Source organism: Pseudomonas sp. MF6747 (genome assembly GCF_963890955.1).
Taxonomy (GTDB): Bacteria; Pseudomonadota; Gammaproteobacteria; order Pseudomonadales; family Pseudomonadaceae; genus Aquipseudomonas.
The window spans coordinates 213,159-232,204 of sequence record NZ_CAWPSZ010000002.1; the positions used below are offsets into that span (position 1 = coordinate 213,159).

Here is a 19,046-nt window from a genome sequence, read left to right on the forward strand (position 1 = left end):
TCAAAATAATGACACTTCGCCGCACCTGTCACAGAATGCGTCACTAAGACGCCAATAATAAGACCTGCGGTAAGTGCCTGCTTGCCGACCTTCACGTCTTTACGCTGCGTCGTGAGGAGTAAGCCATGAGCCTGAGTGAAGAGCTTTTGACGTTGTTCGGCAAAAACGTCACCCACGATGCCCAGGGCATCAATGCGCGCATGCACTTTTTCGGCAGCGTGCCTTCCGACCCATCCCCCCACGCACACGCTCAAGCCATTGATCTGGCAGCACTGCGCCCGAAAATCGTCGCGCTGGTGTCGATGAATGGGGGTGTCGGCCGAAGCACATTGGCCACAGCCTTGAGCAGCGGCCTGCAGCGCCACGGCGAATCGGTGGTAGCGCTGGACCTGGACCCGCAGAACGCCTTGCACCATCACTTCGGCGTCAGCGCGGCGCTCCCCGGTATAGGCCGCACCAGCCTGGAGCATGGGCAGTGGAGCCCGTTGCAACAGCTTGGTTTCGCCGGTTGCCAAGTGCTCACCTTTGGCGATATCGATGTCCAGCAGCAGGAAAATCTCGAGCGCTGGCTCAAGCACGAGCCGACCTGGCTGGCTCAACGCCTCTTGTCGCTGGGCCTGAGCGAGCGGCAAACGGTGATCATCGATACGCCGGCTGGCAACAACGTCTACTTTCATCAAGCGCTGAACGTTGCCGACGTGGTGTTGGTGATTGTGCAGGCGGATGCCGCGTGCCTTGGCACGCTCGATCACTTGGATGTATTGCTTGCGCCGCACCTTGCCGGTGAGCGCCCGCCTGCCGTGCATGTGGTGGTCAATCAGGTGGATGAGAGCAATGCATTCAGCCTGGACATGGTTGAGGCCTTCAAACAGCACCTCGGCAAGGCTCCGCTGGAGGTTCACCGTGACGTGGCGATCAACGAGGCGCTGGCGTTTGCCGCCGACCCGTTGGATAACGTTGCGAAACACCTGGCCAGCGACGATATCAACGAAATTTGCCGGTTGTTGAAGGCGCCCAAAAGAACGGCTTAAGCGTGGTTTATATGCTTTACGCCCGATGCTTATGCACAATCGGTTGGTCGTGGGTGTCACGAAACAGCCATTTTGTGGAGCCGTTCTCAACACGCTGCAACTGCCTGTTTTGCGTGCATTTTATAATGTGAACAAAAAATGACCAGCTTGGCTTTTGGCCTGTAGCGCTGATAGTTAAAGCGCTCGTAAAGAATTCATCAACAGACTTATCCACAGGGCGCGTGTAGGAAAATTTGCCCTTTAATCGCGCTCAGCCACCACCATCAAATTGCGCGGGGTCAGCGTGGCTTCGCAGAAGCTGCCTATCTCAACGTTGTAGCCCTGTTCGAGCAGAAAAAGTGCCCGGTCCAGCACCAGCCACATCTCCAATGGGCGCCGAAACAACCCACGCACCAACTCCAGGTTTCTGACCTCGGCCAGCCGGCGCCAGCCCTGCGCTTCCAGCGCCTGCCAATCCTGTTCACCTGTGGATAAGCCTTTAAGGCTCGCCAGTGCTTGGCAATAGTCTGCGAAAGGTTGATCCAGCCAGCGGGCGGGCAAGGAAGGCGTGGGCAAATAGTCATCGCAGTCGCGCAATTGCCGCTGTAACTGATCGAAGCCCAGGCGTCGGGCCATGGAGATATCCCGCTGTTGGCGTACGCGGTTGCCGGCAGTGACGGTTTCGCTCAACGGCAGGCCCAGGTCATCAATCGATAGCCGTAATTGCGATGCGCGTGCGGCACTGGATACGGCTTGATAGCTGTCGGCGTTGATGCGGTTGTAACAGCAGGGCGCCAGTGCCAGTTGCTTGCAACCGGCCGCGCTGGCCAGTTGCAGCAGGCGCACGTGCAGGTCGCCGCAGGCATGCAGGGCGACGGGTGTGTGTTCGGGGCTGAGTGCCATTTGGGCCATCACGTCTTGCAGGCAATGGGTGACGGGCAAGCGGTGGTGGTCGCTTAATGCCTGGCCGGAGGCGATCAGCGCCGGGTCGTGTTCCAGGCATGTCAGCTGTTGGCCGGGTTGCAGCAGGCGGCGGCCAAGGTGGCCTTTGCCGGCGCACCAGTCCAGCCAATGGCCGGGCGTGTGGGTAAAGTTGAGTGCTGCGCCGAAAGCTTCTATCTGTTGCCATTTGCGACCCGGCACGTCGACATTCAGTCGATGACGCGCCGGCTCCAGTGCCCGTGTCGGTAACCTGTCCACGGCACTGAGCTGAAGCGCCTGTTCGGCCAGCTGTGGAAAAGGCGCAGGCGCCGGCAGGTCGTGAGGCCAGTTGTGACAGCTTTCGGCATCGGCCAAAGTGCGCTGGCGTAACCACTGGGCAAGCTCGGGATACTCGCGTTCCCAGGGTAATTGCGAATGCGTAAAGGGCCGTGGTCGCCACAGCCCTTGGTGCTCGATCAGGAACGCATCCAGCGCCGCGAAGCGCGCCTCAACGTCCCTGGCAAGCATCGACGCGCAACCAGCGTTCGAGCAGTTTGAAGCCGCGTACCAGGATGTAGGAAATCAGCAGGTAGAACACGCCGGCGGTGAAGAACATCTCAACTGTCAGGTAGTTGCGCGCAATGATGGTCCTGGCCATGCCGGTCAGCTCCAGCAAGGTTACCGTGCTCGCGAGCGAGCTGGCCTTGAGCATCAAAATGACTTCGTTGCTGTAGGCCGGCAGGCCGATGCGGGCCGCACGCGGCAGGATGATATAGAACAGCGTTTTCGGCTTGGACATGCCCAGCGCGCGCGCTGCTTCGATTTCGCCCGGCGGGATAGCCTGGATGGCGCCGCGCAATATCTCGGCGATATAAGCCGCCGTGTGCAGGGTCATGGTGGCCGTGGCACACCAGAAAGGGTCGCGCAGATACGTCCACATGAAGCTTGCGCGCACGGCGTCGAATTGGGCCAGGCCGTAATAGACCAGGAACAACTGCACCAGCAACGGGGTGCCGCGAAAAAAGAAGATATACGCGTAAGGCAGCGAACGCACATACCAGCGCTTGGACGAGCGAGCGATACCCAGCGGGATCGCCAGGATCAGCCCGAGAATCACGGCAATGCCCACCAGTTCCAGAGTCAGAATGGCGCCCTGGATAAACTTCGGCAGCCACTTATAGATGACTTCCCATTCCATTACGTCGTCCTCACGAAGCCGCGGGCGGCGCGTTTTTCCAGCACATGCATAGCGACCATCGACAGCGACGTCAGCCCCAGGTAAATGAACGCGGCAACCAGATAGAAGGTGAACGGCTGTTTGGTGACGGTGACCGCGATCTGGGCGTGGCGCATGATTTCTTCCAGGCCAATGACGGTCACCAGCGCGGTGTCTTTCATCAGGATCAGGAACAAGTTGCCCAGGCCCGGCAGGGCGATGCGCCACATCTGCGGCATGATCAGACGGGTGAAGATGCGAAACTTCGACAGGCCCAATGCCACACCGGCTTCGCGATGGCCCTTGGGAATAGCGATGATCGCGCCACGTAACACCTCGGTGGCATAGGCCCCGAAACACAGGCCCAAGGCGATCACGCCGGCCGCGAAAGCGCTGAGCGACAGGTCTGGGATGTCGAGCATTTCACCCAGGCTGCGCATCGCATTGATCGTGCCGAAATAAATCAGCAACACCCACAACAGTTCCGGCACGCCGCGAACGATGGTCGAGTAAACGCCGCCAAGCCATTGCAACGGCTTGTACGGGGACGTCTTGGCCAAGGCGCCGGCAAGGCCCAGCACCAGCCCCAGGCATAAAGCCGTGAGTGCCAGTTTGACGGTCATCAGCGCGCCGGCGGCGAGCGCCGGGCCGAATCCGTAGAGATCGAAATTCATGGTGTTTTCATATCGCGGCAGGCATTGCTAAAAGCCGACGCGCTCAAGCAGCGCGTCGGGCAGGCCGTTCAGATCATTCGATGCTGAACGGGAAGTACTTGTCGTTGATCTTTTTGTAGGTGCCGTCTGCCTTGATCTCTGCCAAAGCTTTGTTCAGGCGCTCGCGCAGCGGGTCGCCCTTGCGCACGGCGATCCCGATCTTGTCGCTTTCTACAACGGGGTCGCCCTTGAATTCATAGGCCGAACCGTCTTTGCTCTTGAGCCATTCGTACTGCACGTATTTGTCGGCAAGGATGCCGTCAAGGCGGCCGGACGTCAGGTCGAGGTAGGCGTTTTCCTGGGTGTCGTAAAGCTTGGCCTCGGTGTCCGGCAGCTTGTCTTCCAGGTAGGTACCGGCCAACGTCGCGCGCTGTGCACCGATGACCTTGCCCTTCAGGTAGGCGGCGTCGGTCTTAAAGTCCGCAGTCGCTTTAGGCGCGATGAATTGCAGCTTGTTGGAGTAGTACGGGTCGGTGAAGTCGACGGCCTGCTTGCGCTCATCGGTGATCGACAGCGAGGACACCAGGAAGTCGAACTTCTTGGCGTTCAGGGCCGGGATGATGCCGTCCCAGTCGGACACATACACTTCGCACTTCTCGACTTTCATCTTCGCGCACAGGGCGTCGCCGATGTCTTTGTCGAAGCCGACGACGTTGCCGCTGGCGTCTTTATTGTTGAAGGGCGGGTAGGCCGCTTCGATCCCCATCTTCAAGGTTTCTGCCATGGCCGTGGCGCTGAACGCCATCGAAACGGCCGCGGCCAGAAGGAATTTTTTATAGTTCTGCATGCATGTTGCTCCGTTAGCGGTTGCTGGACATGAATTGTTTGCAGCGCGCCGAAAGCGGGTTTTCAAACACCTGCTGTGGCGATCCTTGCTCTTCGACCAGGCCCTGGTGCAGGAACACCACTTCACTGGACACCTGACGGGCAAAGCCCATTTCATGGGTGACCAACAGCATGGTGCGGCCTTCTTCGGCCAGCGCGCGGATCACATTAAGTACTTCCTGGACCATTTCCGGGTCAAGCGCCGATGTCGGCTCGTCGAACAGGATGACCTTGGGCTGCATCGCCAGGGTGCGCGCAATGGCCGCCCGTTGCTGCTGGCCACCGGACAGTTGCGCAGGGTAGGCGTGGCGCTTGTCAGCGATGCCGACCTTGGCCAGCAAGGCTTCGGCCACTTCTGTGGCTTCGGCTTTGCTTTGGCCGAGCACACGGCGGGGCGCCTCGATGATGTTGTCGAGGATGCTCATGTGCGGCCACAGATTAAAGTTTTGAAACACAAAACCGATTTCGCTGCGCAGGCGGTTGATCTGTTTGCCGTCGGCGGCCATCAGCTCGCCGTTTTTCGCGGCCTTGAGCTTGAGCTCTTCGCCGGCGACCAGGATCTGCCCCTGATGCGGGTTTTCCAGCAGATTGATGCAGCGCAGGAAGGTGGACTTGCCGGAACCGGAGGAACCCAGGATCGAGATCACGTCGCCGTCGCGGGCGGTCAGCGAGATACCTTTAAGTACCTCAAGCTCACCATAGCGTTTATGCAAGTTGCGGATTTCAAGCGCGGGCGCGGCCTCGGCCATGTGCGGTCCTCATTGTGTTCATTGCATTCCTGCTGTTGGGCCGCCTTCCTGGCGAGGCGCCAAGCTAGCATAGCGTTCGGATGGCAGCCAACAGCGCTGCGGACGGTTAACGGGTGGCCTGCGGCAGGGTGTCGCATCGGCGCAGCAGCGTGTCGCGCCATCAACAACCTACAGACGTTTGAACCCGAGAAATCCACAGGCTTTGCGTAAAAAAGGGCGCGATGGTGCCAGCTTTGGGCGGGTGTTGGAAGGGTTAACCGGGCAAACGGTCCATATCAGCCCCTTTGTGGGGCGTCACGCACTTTTTGTGTGTGTTTTTGGTGCGCCAGAGCGTCTTGAATGTGGGTCGCACGGTAACGCTATAGCGGAATGCCATTGTTCTCAATGACTTGCAGCTCACGTTGAATTGTCCTACAGCCCGCGTCAATCGCGGCTCTGTAACATTTTGGCGCAAATCTTGCGTAAAAAATAAAGAACGCCCCGTTGGTTTCTTTTCACGAGAAAGATCGCAGGCCGGGCGGACCGTTTTCGCAATTCCTCGTAAAGGTGTGTCAATGAGTAGTACGCAAAGCTCCAATGACCTCGAACAGGGGCTCAAACCGCGTCACGTCACCATGCTGTCGATTGCCGGCGTCATTGGTGCCGGTTTGTTTGTTGGCTCCGGCCACGCGATTGCTGCCGCCGGCCCGGCCGTACTGTTGGCTTACGCCGCTGCGGGTACGCTGGTGGTATTGGTGATGCGCATGCTCGCCGAAATGGCCGTGGCCTCGCCGGATACCGGTTCGTTCTCCACCTATGCCGACCGCGCGATTGGCCACTGGGCCGGTTTCACCATTGGCTGGTTGTACTGGTGGTTCTGGGTGCTGGTGATTCCGTTGGAAGCCAACGCCGCTGCGACCATCCTTAATGCATGGTTCCCCGATGTGGCGATCTGGGCCTTTACCTTGATCATCACGTTGCTGCTCACGGCAACCAACTTGTTCAGCGTGAAGAACTACGGTGAGTTCGAGTTCTGGTTTGCGCTGATCAAAGTCGTGGCGATTGTGGGCTTTGTGATCCTTGGCCTGGCGGCGATTTTCGGCTTCCTGCCGACCAGTCAGGTCAGCGGTGTGTCCCACCTGTTCGACACCCAAGGCTTTATGCCTAATGGCATGGGCGCGGTGTTGGCGGCCATCCTGACCACCATGTTCTCGTTCATGGGCACCGAGATTGTCACCATCGCTGCGGCCGAATCGAAGAACCCTGGCCAGCAAATCACCAAGGCCACCAACTCGGTGATCTGGCGGATTGGTTTGTTCTACCTGCTGTCGATCTTCATTGTTGTGTCGCTGGTGCCATGGAACGATCCGACCCTGGCTGCCGTAGGTTCCTACCAGACTGTGCTGGAACGCATGGGCATTCCGAACGCCAAGCTGATCGTCGACCTGGTGGTATTGGTTGCCGTGACCAGCTGCCTGAATTCGGCGTTGTACACCGCCTCGCGCATGCTGTTCTCCCTGGGTCGTCGCGGTGATGCACCAGCGATGTCCAAGCGCACCAATAAAAGCGGCACGCCTTACTGCGCGGTGCTGTTGTCCACTGGCGCGGCGTTCCTGGCCGTGTTCGCCAACTACGTCGCCCCGGCGGCGGTGTTCGAGTTCCTGTTGGCAAGCTCCGGCGCCATCGCGTTGCTGGTGTACCTGGTGATCGCGGTGTCGCAACTGCGCATGCGCCAGAAGCGCACGGCTGCGGGCGAGAAGATTGTATTCAAGATGTGGCTGTTCCCTGGCCTGACCTACGCGGTAATGGTGTTCATCGTCGGTACGCTGACCATCATGCTGTTCCAGGAAGCGCACCGGGTCGAGATTATTGCGACCGGGATTTTGAGCTTGCTGGTGGTGCTGGCGGGGTTGTTTGTGGCGAGCCGTCGCAAGGCGCAGAGGGTAGGCGCTGCCGTACTCAATTGATGGAATGAAATGCGGTGCTCATTGCACCGCAATGCAAATGTGGGAGCGGGCTTGCCCGCGATTACGGTAGATCAGCCAGCACATCTGGCGACTGATCCACCGCTTTTCGCGGGCAAGCCCGCTCCCACATTTGGTTTTGTGTCAGTCTGGCGAGTTGGTGAGCGCTTGGGACGCCGCCACATAATCGGCCTGAAACTCCGGCGACTCGATCCACGCCAGCGCTGCCGCCTCATCGTCACTGTCCGTCGCCCACTGCCGGTACTCGATCAGTGCCGCGAGAATGAAGTCGGTGGCCTCTTCTTCGCCTTCCTGCTCCAGCACCAACGCCAACAACGGATGCGCCAGGAATACTGCACACAGTGCCTGCTGGCTGGTTTCGCCCGCGGTGCGCATCTCCATAAACAACTCGGTCAAATCCACCGACTCAAGGTCGATGCGGCTGTCATCGCCGGCGAACGCATCCGGCTTGGTCGCCACACTGCGTTGGGTACGGTTTTGCTTGGCCTTGGCCTTTGCCCGGTGGGCACGTTTTTGCTGCTTGTTCGGCGAGGCCATGGGCTCAACGTCCTTGGGTACTGGGTGTGGGTGGGTATTGAAGCGCAGGTTGGGGGTAAATCCCAAGGGATTCTAAACGCGCAGACCGGGGGCGCCTTGCATCAACTCACCGTGTTGCAGCCACGCCAGTGCAATCGGCCACAGCCGGTCCTGATATTCACTGCGGAAAAAGGCGAAATGCCCGACGGCTTTTTCGCCAATATCTTCAGGTGCTATGCGCAGATGCGTGCGCTCGCTGTGTTCAAAATAGCCCAGCAGACGCTCAATGGCCGCCACTGTGCCAAACGGGTCATCGGTGATGCTGATCGCCAGCAATTGCGCCTTCACGCGGGCAAACGGCAGCTCATTCAGCACCCGCCCGCTGGGGCGCGTCTCATACCTGGGGGTTGGTGTGCCCCAGTCGTGCACCACGCCGGCCGGTGTGTCCTCCAGCCAGCCCAGGCGTTTACCGGGGAAGTAGCCATACAGTGCAGTTACCAGCGGCATCACCACATGCCACTTGGCAAACATGCGCCAGCGCCCGCTGGCCTCATAGTCGCGCCAGTACGCAAACTGCGCGCCGACGGTGACGATGCGTCGGATCATCGCGCCGGAAGCGCCAAGCCCCGCCGCACAGCCTCCAAAGCTATGACCGACCACGTCAATCGGCTGCCCTGGAAACTCCCGTTGCGCGCGCTGCAGCATCGCCTCGAAATCCAGCACGCCCCAATCCGACCACGTCGCCTTGAAGCCGCGCAGCGAGCCACTGCGGGATTCGCCTATGCCTCGGTAGTCGTACGTGATGACGTCCAAGCCGTTGGCAAACAGGTAGTCGGCGAAGCGTGAGTAGTGCCGGCAGCGCACGGAGGTGGCGGCGTTGATGATGACAACCGGGCGTGTCGGGTCGGTTCTGATATGGCGCCAGGTGAAGCCGCCGATGGGATAGCCGTCGGTGGCGGGCTCACGGAATGCTTCTGGGGCTGGTCGAGTGGGCAGGTTCATAGGGCGGCTTGATCCTTGCGCTTTTGGTGTGGGCTGTAGGGCCACGCGCTTTTATAAGAAACCGAAATTAACAAATTTAGCGCGGCAGGGGCGTAACAAATATCGCGATGCTCGACCTCGGCCCCCTGAGTGCTTAGGCTTGCGATCTGTTCATCAGCCAAAGTCAGTCCATGACCCGTGACACCCTCGAACACAATCAGATCCTCATCTACTTCGTCGCCGTCCTGCTGGCGGCCGCATTCGGCGTGCTTGCGCCGCTTGCAGCCCACGGTCTTGGCGTACTGGTGACGCCTGCCATCGCGGTGCTGATGTACGCGATGTTCCTGCAAATCCCGTTTCTGGACCTGCGCCAGGGCTTGGGCAACAAGCGCTTTATCTCGGCGCTGCTGTTGGCCAACTTCATCCTGGTGCCCTTGCTGGTGTGGGCGTTGACCCGTGGCCTGGTGGAGCGCCCGGCGCTGTTGGTCGGGGCATTGCTGGTGTTGCTGACGCCGTGCATCGACTACGTGGTGGTGTTTACCCACATCGGTAAAGGCGATTCGCGGCTGATGTTGGCGGCAACACCGGTGCTGTTACTGCTGCAACTGGTACTGCTGCCGGTGTATCTGGGGTTCATGCTGGGCGCGCAATCCGCTGTCGTCGTGGCAGTAGAGCCGTTCGTGGAGGCGTTTGTGCTGTTGATTGTGCTGCCGATGATGCTGGCGGTACTGACGACATTCCTGGCGCGGCGCTCCAGTGTGATCAATGCCTGGAGCGACGCCTGGGCCTGGCTGCCGGTGCCCGCGATGGCGCTGGTGCTGTTTGTGATCGTCAGCTCGCAGATCACCTCGGTGGTGCGCGATATCGGTGTGCTGTTGCCGCTGATGCCGGTGTACGTGGGCTTCTTGTTGCTGGCGCCGTTGATGGGCGCGTTGGCTGCGCGGTTGTTTGCGTTGCCTGCTGTGACCGCGCGGGCGGTCACGTTCAGTGCCTCGACCCGCAATTCTCTGGTGGTCTTGCCCCTTGCGCTGGCTTTGCCGGAAGACGTGCGCGGGCTGGCTGCAACGGCGGTGATTCTGCAAACCCTCGTTGAGTTGATGGGCGAGCTAGTCTACATCCGGCTGATTCCGGTACTGGTGTGGCGCGCTGGTCGATAAATCCATAAATGTTCGGGTTTGTTCAGGCGCTATTCAGGGGCTGAGTCGGCACCATGGCGTCGGAGCAGCCTACTGAAAGGATATTCGATGGATCACCGCAGCCGTTTTCGCCTGGAGTCCCTGGGCCTGTTTCTGATCGCTTTATTGCTGTTCACCTTGGGCATCTGGGATGAGCAGCCCCAAGGGTTTGACGGGCGTTGGGCACTGTTCCTGCAGGAAATGTTTCGCAATGGCGCGAGTCTTTTTCCTACTACCTACGGTCAGCCTTACCCTGACTACCCGGGCACCGCGACCTTTTTCAGCTTCGTGTTCGCCCGCGTGTTCGGGGCGCCCAACCACCTCGCGAATGTGCTGCCGACGGCGCTTGCCTCGGCGGGCATGATTGCGCTGATCTATCGCTTGCTGGTGCCATTTAGCCGACCTTGGGCGTGGCTGACGGTATTGCTGACGCTGCTCACCACCCAATTGCTCGATAAGTCGCGCTCGGTGTGCCTGGACCTGATGATCGCATTGCTATGTGTGGGCAGTTTCTACCTGCTGCACAGCGGCGAGCGCATGGGGTCGCGGGTAAGGCAGCTTGCCGTGTTCCCGTTGTTTATTCTGGCGTTCGCGATTCGTGGGCCGCTTGGATTGATCGAGGTGTGTGGCGTGGTGTGCGTGTACTGGGCGCTCGGCCGGCCGGGGGAGCGCGTCAAGCAGGTGCTGATTCACGGTGTTGTGGGGTTGGTGTTGCTGGTGGCGTGCTGGTGGATGTTGATGAAGCTGGCGCGGTTCAGCGGGGGCGACGCCTTTGCCGATGAGGTGTTCAGGATGCAGGTCAGCGGGCGCCTCGATGAGAGTGGCGAGCCGTTTTACTTCTACTTCAAGCTCAGTTTGTACCGCTACTTCCCGGTGGTGCCGCTCGCGCTGGCCACGATGATTGCGCTGCGTCATCGCTGGTCTGAGCGCTGGGTCAATGACGATATTGAGCTGGTGGTGCGGCTTGGCGCCTGTGGCTTGATGATTTTGCTCGGGCTTTCGGTGCCGCACTTCAAGCGCGCTTATTACATCTTGCCGATGGTGCCGATGTTTGCCGCTGTCGCCGCCTATGGGCTGCTTCAGGCGCAACATTGGCTGATTGGCGTGCGCCGCTGCTACGAAGGGCTTGTCGCGGTGCTACCGGCGTTGTGCGTGGTAGTACTGTTTGTGTGTCGGCATGCCTGGCAAAAGCACGGCTACTGGCCGGACGTTTCGTTACCGCTGATGATTGGCGCGATGCTGGTGTTGCAAGTGGCGGCGCTGATGGCCTGGCGTCGTCCATTGCGGTTGGTGTGGCTTAGCGTGGTCGCACTGGCGGCGCAATGGCTGCTGTTGGTGGTGGTGATAGACCCCGCCAAGGATCTGCAATTTGATACGCGCAAGTTTGTCACCCAGGTTGAAGCGCTGCGTGTGGCCGAGCCAGGCCCCTTGGTGTTCGTCAATCTGGGGCGCGATACCTGGGCGGTGCGCTACATGATGAACCTGGATCACGATGAACAGCCGCTGTTCGTCGCTGGTAATCAGCTTGAGCAATTAACCACGTTGCCACGGCCATCCTGGGTGATTGTGCCGCGCAAGGAGGCAGCGCTATTGAAAGGGACGTCGATGGAGCAGCAAGCGCCAAGCTTTGAAGGGCGGCTGAACGATAATCCGCTGATGGTGTTTTTGCTGAAGTAGGCGGGCGGCTTACTGGCGTTGCATAGGCTCGGGGCGATAGTGGATCGCCCTGGGTTGTGTACATAAAATCCAGGCAACAAAAAACCCGCACTTGGCGGGTTTTTTGTGTGTTTCAGATGACGTTTGCACCACCTGAAACTAATTAGTGGTGCCCAGAGACGGAATCGAACCGCCGACACGGGGATTTTCAATCCCCTGCTCTACCGACTGAGCTATCTGGGCAACGGGGCGCATTAAACGGGTTTTTCAGGGGGTCGTCAAGCAAGTTTTCAAAAAATATTTAATTATTACCGTCGCTTACGTGCCGACCCCGATTTTTGATCAATTATTGAGCAGGCGGCACGTAACCGTCGGCCTTGGCGTAATCCTCGCCGGAAAAGAACTTGTCCATCTCGCCCTGCAGGTATTTGCGGTCTTCGGCGTTCATCATGTTCAGGCGTTTTTCGTTGATCAGCAGGGTCTGGTGTTTTTGCCAGTCGGCCCAGGCTTTGGCGGAGACATTGTCGAAGATGTCCTGGCCTTTTGCGCCAGGGAACGGTGCACGCTCCAGGGCAGGCAATTGTTCGTGGTACTTGCGGCACATGATGGTGCGGGTCATGACGGAACTCCTGCGTTCAATACGTCGGCCGCGCGCTTCAGCAGTTTTTTTACCGGGGCGGCAAGGCCCAGGCGCGGCGGGGTGGCGAGGTTATACCAGAGCCAGTCGGCCTCGGCCACGTGATGGGCGGATTCCTCCACCTGGACCAGCCAGGGTTCGATGGCCAGCTGGAAATGGCTGAAGGTGTGGATCAGCCCCGGCAGTTCATGCGGCGTACCCAGCGCGAGCGCGTGCTGGTTGGCCAGGTGTTCCAGGTCTTGGAGGTCGTCCAGCTCGGGCAAACTCCACAAACCGCCCCACAGGCCCGTCGAAGGGCGGCGGTAAAGCAGAATCGCGCCCTCTGCGTTAGCCAGCATCGGCATCAGCGTGCGCTTTTGCGGGATGGTCTTGCGCGGCTTGGGAATGGGGTAGCGCGTCTCCAGACCGAGCATGTGCGCCTCGCAGCCCTTTTCCAGCGGGCACAGCAGGCAGCTGGGTTTGCTGCGGGTGCAGAGCGTGGCGCCCATGTCCATCATCGCCTGGGTGTAGGCGTTGACGCGATCGTGCGGCGTAAAGCGCTCTGCGGTGGCCCAGAGCTGCTTGGCGACCTTGGGCTCGCCGGGGTAGCCCTCTTGCGCGGTAAAGCGCGCCAATACGCGCTTGACGTTGCCGTCGAGGATGGGCGCCCGCAGGCCCATGCTCAGGCTCGCGATCGCACCGGCAGTGGATAAGCCAATGCCGGGCAGTTCAGTGAGCTTTTCGACGTCCTTGGGAAACTCGCCACCGTATTGGGCGACGACGATTTTGGCAGTCTTCTGCAGGTTGCGTGCGCGGGTGTAGTAACCCAGGCCGGTCCACAGGTGCAGCACTTCGTCTTCCGGCGCGGCGGCCAGGGCTTCGACCGTCGGCAGGGAAGCCATGAACCGGTCGAAGTAGTTGAGCACGGTGCTGACCTGGGTCTGTTGCAGCATGATCTCCGAGACCCACACCCGGTAAGGCGTAATGCCCTGTTGCCAGGGCAGGTCATGGCGGCCGTGGCGGTCGTACCAGTCCAGCACCGCCTGTGAAAACTGCTCGTTTCTCATCGTTTGAACAAGCCTTTAAGGGCGTCTTTCAACTGCGGGTTGACCTTGTCGAGTTTCTCTTCGAGCTTCTCACTGAGTTTGTTGCCGGCGGCTTTGACAGCAACCTGAGTCAAGCCGTCCTTGTCCAGGCGGCAGGCTTTGGCGCCCAGTTCCAGCGGGCCACGGCAGCGCAGCGGAACTTCGATGCCCTGGAAGTTGGAGCCGACCTGGCAGGCCGGGTCCGGCACGTCGCGTGTATCGCCTTCGACGATAATGCCGACGCGGTAATCCATGCCCAGCACGCGCAGGTCGATGTCACCGTTGCCGTTGACCGTCAGGCCCGGGATACGCACTTTCAGGTCCGGGTTGCTGGCCACGCCGTTGCGCAAGGTCAGGTTGCCGCGCAGTTCCTGGAACGGCGTGTCCTTGCCTTGTGGCGTGGTGCTCAAGGTCTTGCGGTTGAGCAGTGCGATGCCGGTGCACAGCTGCTGTTCAATGTTGGCGTTGAGCAGCGCGCCGTTATTGATCACAAAGCTGGCGGTGCCGTTAAGGCTGTCGATCAGCGCCTTCTGGCTGTTGCCACGGCCGTTGAGGTTGCTGTCGAGGGTGATCTGGCCTTTTACCGGCGGGTTTTGCCCCTGAGCTTGCAGGATGCGCTCAACCGGCACTTGCTTGATGTGGGTTTGCAGCGCCAGCACCGGGATGTCCTGGCGCACATCGAGTGTGCCGTTGGCCTGGAAGGTGCCGTTGTAGAGACCGCCGCTGAGGGTATCAAGCTTGAGCTGGCCATCGACGCCGGAGGCTTTGAGTGCCGCGTTCTGGATCGGCAACTTGCTCAGGGTCAGTTGACCGAAGGCCAGGTCGGCGTCCACGTCCAGCGTGCGCAGACGCGTGAGTGGCAACAGCTTGTCGGTGCTCCACGCGCCTTTGGTCGGTGCGTCCGGCAGCGGTGTGGTGCCACCGGCGGCCATGGCGCCGGCCTCGCTGTTCTGCACTTCGGCCTGGCGTGCGGCCGCTGCACCTTTGGCGGTTTCGGACTTGGCCGGCAGGTAGTTGTCGGCGTTGAAGGTATCGCCTTTGAGCTGCAGGCGCAGGGATTGCTTGGCGAAATCCTCTACAGCGATGCGGCCGGTGAAGGTGCTGCTGTCGAGTTTCAGGTTCAAGTCTTCCAGTGCCGCGCTGGTAGGCGTGCCCTTGAGACGGCTGACCAGTTCGACCTTGCTGAGGCTGCCCGCCGCCATCGGCGGCAACGGGTGGCCGACGCTGTCGAGGAACTTGGCCAGGTCAAACTGGGCAATGGACAGGGCGCCGCTGAGCTGTGGGGTTTTGTTCAGGTCATTGACCTTCAGTTCACCCAAGGCGCGCAGCTGGTTGGCGGAGAGTTTCAGGTTGGTCCATTCGGCAATGTTGGCCGCCAGGTCCACCAGCAGTTGGCCCTGGGTGGAGAACGTTACGGTCTTGCCCAGCAGTGGCTCGCCGGTGGCTTCGCCGCTCAGCTTCATGTCTTCGAACTGGTAGCGCTGGAGCGCACGCTGGATGCGCAGGTTGCCGTTCAACTCGGTCTTGACGCGCATCAGCGGCTGGTTGCTGCCCAGAAATGCCGTGAGTTTGAGCGGAATGCTCGCGCCTTCGTGCACGGCACCGGCGCTCAACTGGATGCTCTCGGCGCTGTACTGCTTGCCGGTCTGCTCATCGTTGTATTCAACGCGGGCGTTGTTGATGGTCAGGCTGTCGATGTCCAGACGGATTGGTTTTGGCGGCTTTTCCGGTTCAGGTTCGGCCGGCGTTTGCTCGGGGGCAGGCACCGGCGCATTGGCCGGTTTCTCGGTTACGTTCTTGCCGATGTCCTCCCAGTTGCCGTGGCCTTGCTTGTCACGGTTGAGGCGCAGGTTCAGGCCTTCGACACGCACATCGCTCATCTGCACTTCACGGCGCAGCAGCGGCAGCACGCGCACCGACAAGCCGAGCATCTGCAGGTCGGCAAACGGCTGAGTCGGGTTGGTCATGGTCGCGACGCTGGCTTCGTGCAATTCCAGGCCCAGCCAGGGGAACAGGCTCCAACCGATATCGCCATTGAGCGTCAGCTCGATGTGGGCCTTGTCGCGGGCAATCTGGCGGATCTCGTCTTTGTAATCGTTGGGATCGAAGAGGTGGGTCAGGGCAAAGCCCAGGGCCACAATGATCAGCAACAGCCCGAGAAGTACCAGACCCAGGATTTTGCCGAACGCTTTCATGGGCGAGTCCTTGTATGTCGATTTCAAAATTTAGCCGCAGAGTATAACGCCCGACGGCCTGCGTCAGTTCATGCATCGTTACATTGTATCTAGACGCAGCAAAATCGGATTTTGCCGCCCAACAGAGCAGGTTGCGTGAAAAAGGTGATATCAGTTTGGTTTTTCTGTCATCCACTGGTGCTAATCTGCGCGGGTTCGTCTGTCGTCTGCGACACAGCGTCGCGCTCAAAAGGAGCTTTACTCAACAACAACGGCCAACGCTCTGCGTGCAAGGCCGAGGGAGAGAGCGCCTGACGGACACATACTAATAACTGGGGGAAACACCAATGAGCACAAGCACTGCGGCGGGTAGTAATGCCGCACAGCCTGCGTTCCTGTCCAAGGAACGCATTATCGCCAAGCCAGGGTTCAACCGCTGGCTGGTGCCACCGGCCGCTCTGGCCATCCACCTCTGCATCGGCATGGCCTACGGGTTCTCGGTGTTTTGGCTGCCGCTGTCCAAGGCGCTGGGTATCACTGCACCGGTCGCCTGCGCGCCGGACATGAGCTTCATCACACAAGTGTTCTCGTCCCAATGCGACTGGCCCATCTCCATGCTGGGCTGGATCTACACGCTGTTCTTCATCTTCCTGGGTTGCTCCGCAGCGATCTGGGGCGGCTGGCTGGAACATGCCGGGCCACGTAAAGCCGGCGTTGTATCGGCCTTGTGCTGGTGTGGCGGTCTGTTGATCTCGGCGTTGGGCATCTATACCCACCAGATCTGGCTGATGTGGATCGGCTCCGGCGTGATCGGCGGTATCGGCCTGGGCCTGGGCTACATTTCGCCCGTGTCGACCCTGATCAAATGGTTCCCGGACAAACGCGGCATGGCTACCGGCATGGCGATCATGGGTTTCGGCGGCGGCGCGATGGTTGGTGCTCCGTTGGCAGCCGCCCTGATGGGCCACTTCGCTTCGCCGACCAGCGTTGGCGTGTGGCAGAGCTTCGTGGTCATGGCCGTGATCTACTTCGTGTTCATGATCGGCGGCGCCTTGTCCTACCGCGTTCCGCCAACCGGCTGGAAGCCTGAGGGCTGGACCGCGCCGGTAAAAAAAGCCGCCAATGCGATGATCACCCACCGTCACGTTCACGTGAACGTGGCGTGGAAAACCCCGCAATTCCGCCTGGTGTGGCTGGTGCTGTGCCTGAACGTGTCTGCCGGTATCGGCATTCTCGGCATGGCGTCGCCGCTGCTGCAGGAAGTGTTCGGTGGCAAGTTGCTGGGTGTGGATGTGCCGTTCGGCCAACTGGATGCCGGGCAATTGGCGTCCATCGCGGCCATCGCCGCAGGCTTCACCGGCTTGTTGAGCCTGTTCAACATCGGTGGACGGTTCTTCTGGGCGTCGTTCTCCGACTACCTGGGCCGTAAAAATACCTACTTCGTGTTCTTCGCCCTGGGCTTTGCCCTCTACGCGCTGATCCCGAATCTGGGGCACCTGGGCAACGTGGCGCTGTTCGTGGCGGCGTTCTGCATCGTCCTGTCGATGTACGGCGGCGGTTTTGCGACCGTTCCGGCCTACCTGGCCGACCTGTTCGGCACCCAGATGGTCGGCGCAATCCACGGTCGCCTGTTGACCGCTTGGGCGGCGGCGGGCGTGTTGGGCCCGGTGCTGGTCAACTACCTGCGTGAGTATCAGCTGAGCATCGGCGTTGAACGTGCCGCGGCGTACGACATCACCTTGTACATCCTCGCCGGCCTGCTGGTGCTGGGTTTCATCTGCAACCTGCTGGTGCGCCCGGTGGCCGACAAGTACTTCATGACCGACGCGGAACTGGCTGCCGAACAGGCGCTGGGCCATGACAAAGGCGCCACTGCCTCTACCTCGCTGGAGTGGAAGGCCTCTTCCGCCAGCGTGCCATTGGCCATCGTGGCGTGGCTGGCGGTGGGTATTCCGTTGGCGTGGGGTGTGTGGGTGACCCTGCAGAAGACCGCGGTATTGTTCCACTGACAGACCGTTCCCCAGTGCCCGCTCACGCAAGGTGAGCGGGCCTCGGGCAGCCAGCGCGGGCTAATCCTGCTTCTTGTCAGGCAAGGCTTTGGTTGATTGACCGCGCCATGGGATGCGTTGAAACCATGGCCGCGGCACCGGATGCACGATCACCCGCAAGGCTCGTGCGTAATCCATCACCAGGCCGGGTGTCCAGGCCATGGTCATGGCGCGCTTGCGTACTTGCGCGGCAATCCACAGTTCCGGCATGAGCAGGGTCTGCAACACCGACCGCCAGCGTCGCGAGCGTTCCGCCAATACCCCATCCATCGAGGCTTCCAAGGCAAATGCCACGCTGCTCGAGCAGTTGCGGTAGGTCAGGTTGTAAGTGGCCTGTTGGCGATAGTTATTGGAAAACTCAATCAACGCCTTGCGGCTGTACCGGTGAAAAATGATCTTGCGGTCCGAATCGCACCAGTTGGCCACTTCGGTGGCGTAGTCCGGCTGGAAGGTCCCCGGCACGTCATTGTTGCGGGTGGCCTTGAGGATACGGAAAAACTCTGACGGTGAGCGATCGATGTCTGCCACCGGATACAGGCTCAGGTACACCGACGGCGACAGTTCAAGGGCAGCGTGCCCGGTTGAAATCACACCTTGTGCGTCCACGGCCGCGATGTAGCGATTGATGATCGGGCGGGGAATGGTGGTTGCGCTGGCGGTGCCTTCCGGCGTCCAGATATGCACCACCAGTGGATCGGTGCAGGCAGGCTCCGGCTCAAGCTGCGGCGGCGGTTCCTGCGGCGGCAGCTTCTTGAAATCCGATAGCAGATCCCTGGGCGCAAGCAGCTCGAACGTCGAGGTGCCATGGCGCAATCGCCTGACGCGACGCGCAATGCGTACCGTGTTCAGGCCGCTGACGATCATCAGCGCGCCAAGAAAAAAAGACACGGTGGCACTGTTGGCGATGGGGTAGGGGCTGACCAGCAACCCGGCGAATACCACTTGGGCGCCGCCGCTGATCAACGATGATCGCCAGCGCGGGAACCTGACGACCCAGGCCGAGGTGATGGTCAGCAGGCCGATCACAAAATAGGTAAAGCCAAAAATGATCGCCAGCAGCAGGTTGCTATAGACCTTGTCGGCGAGGATCAATACCGCGACAAAAAAGCAAATCCCGCCCTTGAAATACAGCACGGCGCGCTGAGTACCTACGCCGCTGGCGGCCACGCTCAGGGTGACAATGCTTTCCAGCAGCAACAGCAAGCCGAACGCGCGCAGCGGAAAGTACAACTCGCCATCCAGGCCGTCGATCATCACGCCAACGCCCATCACGCCCCATACGATACCGATCAGGCCGAGAAACCAGAATTTGGATCGGACGAATTCAACGCCGAACAGCAGTAAAGCAATCTGAATCATGAAGGTACTCGTACAGGTAGACGCTGGTCGGCAAAGGG

Annotated in this window: 16 protein-coding genes and 1 tRNA gene; 5 read left to right on the plus strand and 12 right to left on the minus strand. The window is 60.2% G+C overall.

Going from position 1 to position 19,046, the window contains the following annotated elements:
- The first annotated feature begins 125 nt into the window (after positions 1–125).
- Complete coding sequence (gene bcsQ, locus AACW30_RS03290; RefSeq protein WP_106577453.1) at positions 126–1,031, plus strand: cellulose biosynthesis protein BcsQ; 906 nt, start codon at positions 126–128, stop codon at positions 1,029–1,031.
- Between the two features lie 240 nt (positions 1,032–1,271).
- On the opposite strand, the gene AACW30_RS03295 is transcribed toward bcsQ, so the two are convergent.
- The 5 genes from AACW30_RS03295 to AACW30_RS03315 form a co-directional block, all read right to left on the minus strand.
- Complete coding sequence (locus AACW30_RS03295; RefSeq protein WP_200624273.1) at positions 1,272–2,459, minus strand: methyltransferase; 1,188 nt, start codon at positions 2,457–2,459, stop codon at positions 1,272–1,274.
- Positions 2,440–3,129, minus strand: coding sequence for an ABC transporter permease (locus AACW30_RS03300; protein ID WP_106577455.1), 690 nt, complete (start codon positions 3,127–3,129; stop codon positions 2,440–2,442). Before AACW30_RS03300 ends, AACW30_RS03295 begins: the two co-directional genes overlap by 20 nt.
- Positions 3,129–3,821: an ABC transporter permease gene (locus AACW30_RS03305; protein ID WP_119738133.1), complete on the minus strand. Its 693-nt coding sequence runs from the start codon at positions 3,819–3,821 to the stop codon at positions 3,129–3,131. Before AACW30_RS03305 ends, AACW30_RS03300 begins: the two co-directional genes overlap by 1 nt.
- A 73-nt stretch (positions 3,822–3,894) precedes the next feature.
- Positions 3,895–4,647, minus strand: coding sequence for an ABC transporter substrate-binding protein (locus AACW30_RS03310; protein ID WP_003187758.1), 753 nt, complete (start codon positions 4,645–4,647; stop codon positions 3,895–3,897).
- A 13-nt stretch (positions 4,648–4,660) separates the two neighbouring features.
- Entirely contained in the window at positions 4,661–5,434 is a 774-nt protein-coding gene (locus tag AACW30_RS03315) for an ABC transporter ATP-binding protein (protein WP_106577457.1), read from the minus strand.
- A 554-nt stretch (positions 5,435–5,988) separates the two neighbouring features.
- On the opposite strand from AACW30_RS03315, the gene gabP reads away from it, so the two are divergent.
- A complete protein-coding gene (gene gabP, locus AACW30_RS03320; RefSeq protein ID WP_119738131.1) occupies positions 5,989–7,380 on the plus strand; it encodes a GABA permease in 1,392 nt (463 codons plus the stop codon).
- Between the two features lie 141 nt (positions 7,381–7,521).
- Here gabP and AACW30_RS03325 read toward each other — a convergent pair whose 3' ends face one another.
- The gene (locus AACW30_RS03325) at positions 7,522–7,935 is read right to left on the minus strand and encodes a hypothetical protein (RefSeq protein WP_106577459.1); all 414 of its coding nucleotides are present in this window, start codon (positions 7,933–7,935) and stop codon (positions 7,522–7,524) included.
- Positions 7,936–8,007: 72 nt separating this feature from the next.
- The gene (locus AACW30_RS03330) at positions 8,008–8,916 is read right to left on the minus strand and encodes an alpha/beta hydrolase family protein (protein ID WP_200624274.1); all 909 of its coding nucleotides are present in this window, start codon (positions 8,914–8,916) and stop codon (positions 8,008–8,010) included.
- A gap of 170 nt (positions 8,917–9,086) precedes the next feature.
- Between AACW30_RS03330 and AACW30_RS03335 the strand changes: the two genes are divergently transcribed.
- Positions 9,087–10,052, plus strand: a complete 966-nt coding sequence (locus AACW30_RS03335; protein ID WP_200624275.1) for an arsenic resistance protein — start codon at positions 9,087–9,089, stop codon at positions 10,050–10,052.
- 87 nt (positions 10,053–10,139) lie between these two features.
- Positions 10,140–11,747 (plus strand): ArnT family glycosyltransferase, encoded by a 1,608-nt coding sequence (locus tag AACW30_RS03340; RefSeq protein WP_169368013.1) that lies wholly within the window; start codon positions 10,140–10,142, stop codon positions 11,745–11,747.
- A 146-nt stretch (positions 11,748–11,893) separates the two neighbouring features.
- Here the strand turns inward: AACW30_RS03340 and AACW30_RS03345 are convergent.
- From AACW30_RS03345 to AACW30_RS03360, 4 genes are all read right to left on the minus strand, one after another.
- A tRNA-Phe gene (locus AACW30_RS03345) sits at positions 11,894–11,969 on the minus strand.
- Positions 11,970–12,072: 103 nt separating this feature from the next.
- The gene (locus AACW30_RS03350; protein WP_124416203.1) at positions 12,073–12,345 is read right to left on the minus strand and encodes an oxidative damage protection protein; all 273 of its coding nucleotides are present in this window, start codon (positions 12,343–12,345) and stop codon (positions 12,073–12,075) included.
- Entirely contained in the window at positions 12,342–13,409 is a 1,068-nt protein-coding gene (gene mutY / locus AACW30_RS03355) for an A/G-specific adenine glycosylase (RefSeq protein ID WP_106577464.1), read from the minus strand. Before mutY ends, AACW30_RS03350 begins: the two co-directional genes overlap by 4 nt.
- A complete protein-coding gene (locus AACW30_RS03360; protein ID WP_106577465.1) occupies positions 13,406–15,622 on the minus strand; it encodes an AsmA family protein in 2,217 nt (738 codons plus the stop codon). Before AACW30_RS03360 ends, mutY begins: the two co-directional genes overlap by 4 nt.
- Before the next feature lie 326 nt (positions 15,623–15,948).
- On the opposite strand from AACW30_RS03360, the gene AACW30_RS03365 reads away from it, so the two are divergent.
- Complete coding sequence (locus AACW30_RS03365) at positions 15,949–17,610, plus strand: OFA family MFS transporter (protein ID WP_106577466.1); 1,662 nt, start codon at positions 15,949–15,951, stop codon at positions 17,608–17,610.
- Positions 17,611–17,670: 60 nt separating this feature from the next.
- Here the strand turns inward: AACW30_RS03365 and AACW30_RS03370 are convergent, their stop codons facing one another.
- Entirely contained in the window at positions 17,671–19,008 is a 1,338-nt protein-coding gene (locus tag AACW30_RS03370; protein WP_119738120.1) for an HdeD family acid-resistance protein, read from the minus strand.
- Positions 19,009–19,046: the final 38 nt, after the last annotated feature.

Excerpts from the sequence above, each read along its gene's own strand:
- AACW30_RS03315 (WP_106577457.1), bottom strand. The coding sequence starts at position 5,434 with ATGGCCGAGGCCGCGCCCGCGCTTGAAATCCGCAACTTGCATAAACGC.
- AACW30_RS03350 (WP_124416203.1), bottom strand. The coding sequence starts at position 12,345 with ATGACCCGCACCATCATGTGCCGCAAGTACCACGAACAATTGCCTGCC.
- AACW30_RS03330 (WP_200624274.1), bottom strand. The coding sequence starts at position 8,916 with ATGAACCTGCCCACTCGACCAGCCCCAGAAGCATTCCGTGAGCCCGCC.
- AACW30_RS03300 (WP_106577455.1), bottom strand. The coding sequence starts at position 3,129 with ATGGAATGGGAAGTCATCTATAAGTGGCTGCCGAAGTTTATCCAGGGC.
- AACW30_RS03335 (WP_200624275.1), top strand. The coding sequence starts at position 9,087 with ATGACCCGTGACACCCTCGAACACAATCAGATCCTCATCTACTTCGTC.
- AACW30_RS03360 (WP_106577465.1), bottom strand. The coding sequence starts at position 15,622 with ATGAAAGCGTTCGGCAAAATCCTGGGTCTGGTACTTCTCGGGCTGTTG.
- AACW30_RS03310 (WP_003187758.1), bottom strand. The coding sequence starts at position 4,647 with ATGCAGAACTATAAAAAATTCCTTCTGGCCGCGGCCGTTTCGATGGCG.
- AACW30_RS03295 (WP_200624273.1), bottom strand. The coding sequence starts at position 2,459 with ATGCTTGCCAGGGACGTTGAGGCGCGCTTCGCGGCGCTGGATGCGTTC.
- AACW30_RS03340 (WP_169368013.1), top strand. The coding sequence starts at position 10,140 with ATGGATCACCGCAGCCGTTTTCGCCTGGAGTCCCTGGGCCTGTTTCTG.
- bcsQ (WP_106577453.1), top strand. The coding sequence starts at position 126 with ATGAGCCTGAGTGAAGAGCTTTTGACGTTGTTCGGCAAAAACGTCACC.
- AACW30_RS03365 (WP_106577466.1), top strand. The coding sequence starts at position 15,949 with ATGAGCACAAGCACTGCGGCGGGTAGTAATGCCGCACAGCCTGCGTTC.
- AACW30_RS03305 (WP_119738133.1), bottom strand. The coding sequence starts at position 3,821 with ATGAATTTCGATCTCTACGGATTCGGCCCGGCGCTCGCCGCCGGCGCG.
- gabP (WP_119738131.1), top strand. The coding sequence starts at position 5,989 with ATGAGTAGTACGCAAAGCTCCAATGACCTCGAACAGGGGCTCAAACCG.
- mutY (WP_106577464.1), bottom strand. The coding sequence starts at position 13,409 with ATGAGAAACGAGCAGTTTTCACAGGCGGTGCTGGACTGGTACGACCGC.
- AACW30_RS03370 (WP_119738120.1), bottom strand. The coding sequence starts at position 19,008 with ATGATTCAGATTGCTTTACTGCTGTTCGGCGTTGAATTCGTCCGATCC.
- AACW30_RS03325 (WP_106577459.1), bottom strand. The coding sequence starts at position 7,935 with ATGGCCTCGCCGAACAAGCAGCAAAAACGTGCCCACCGGGCAAAGGCC.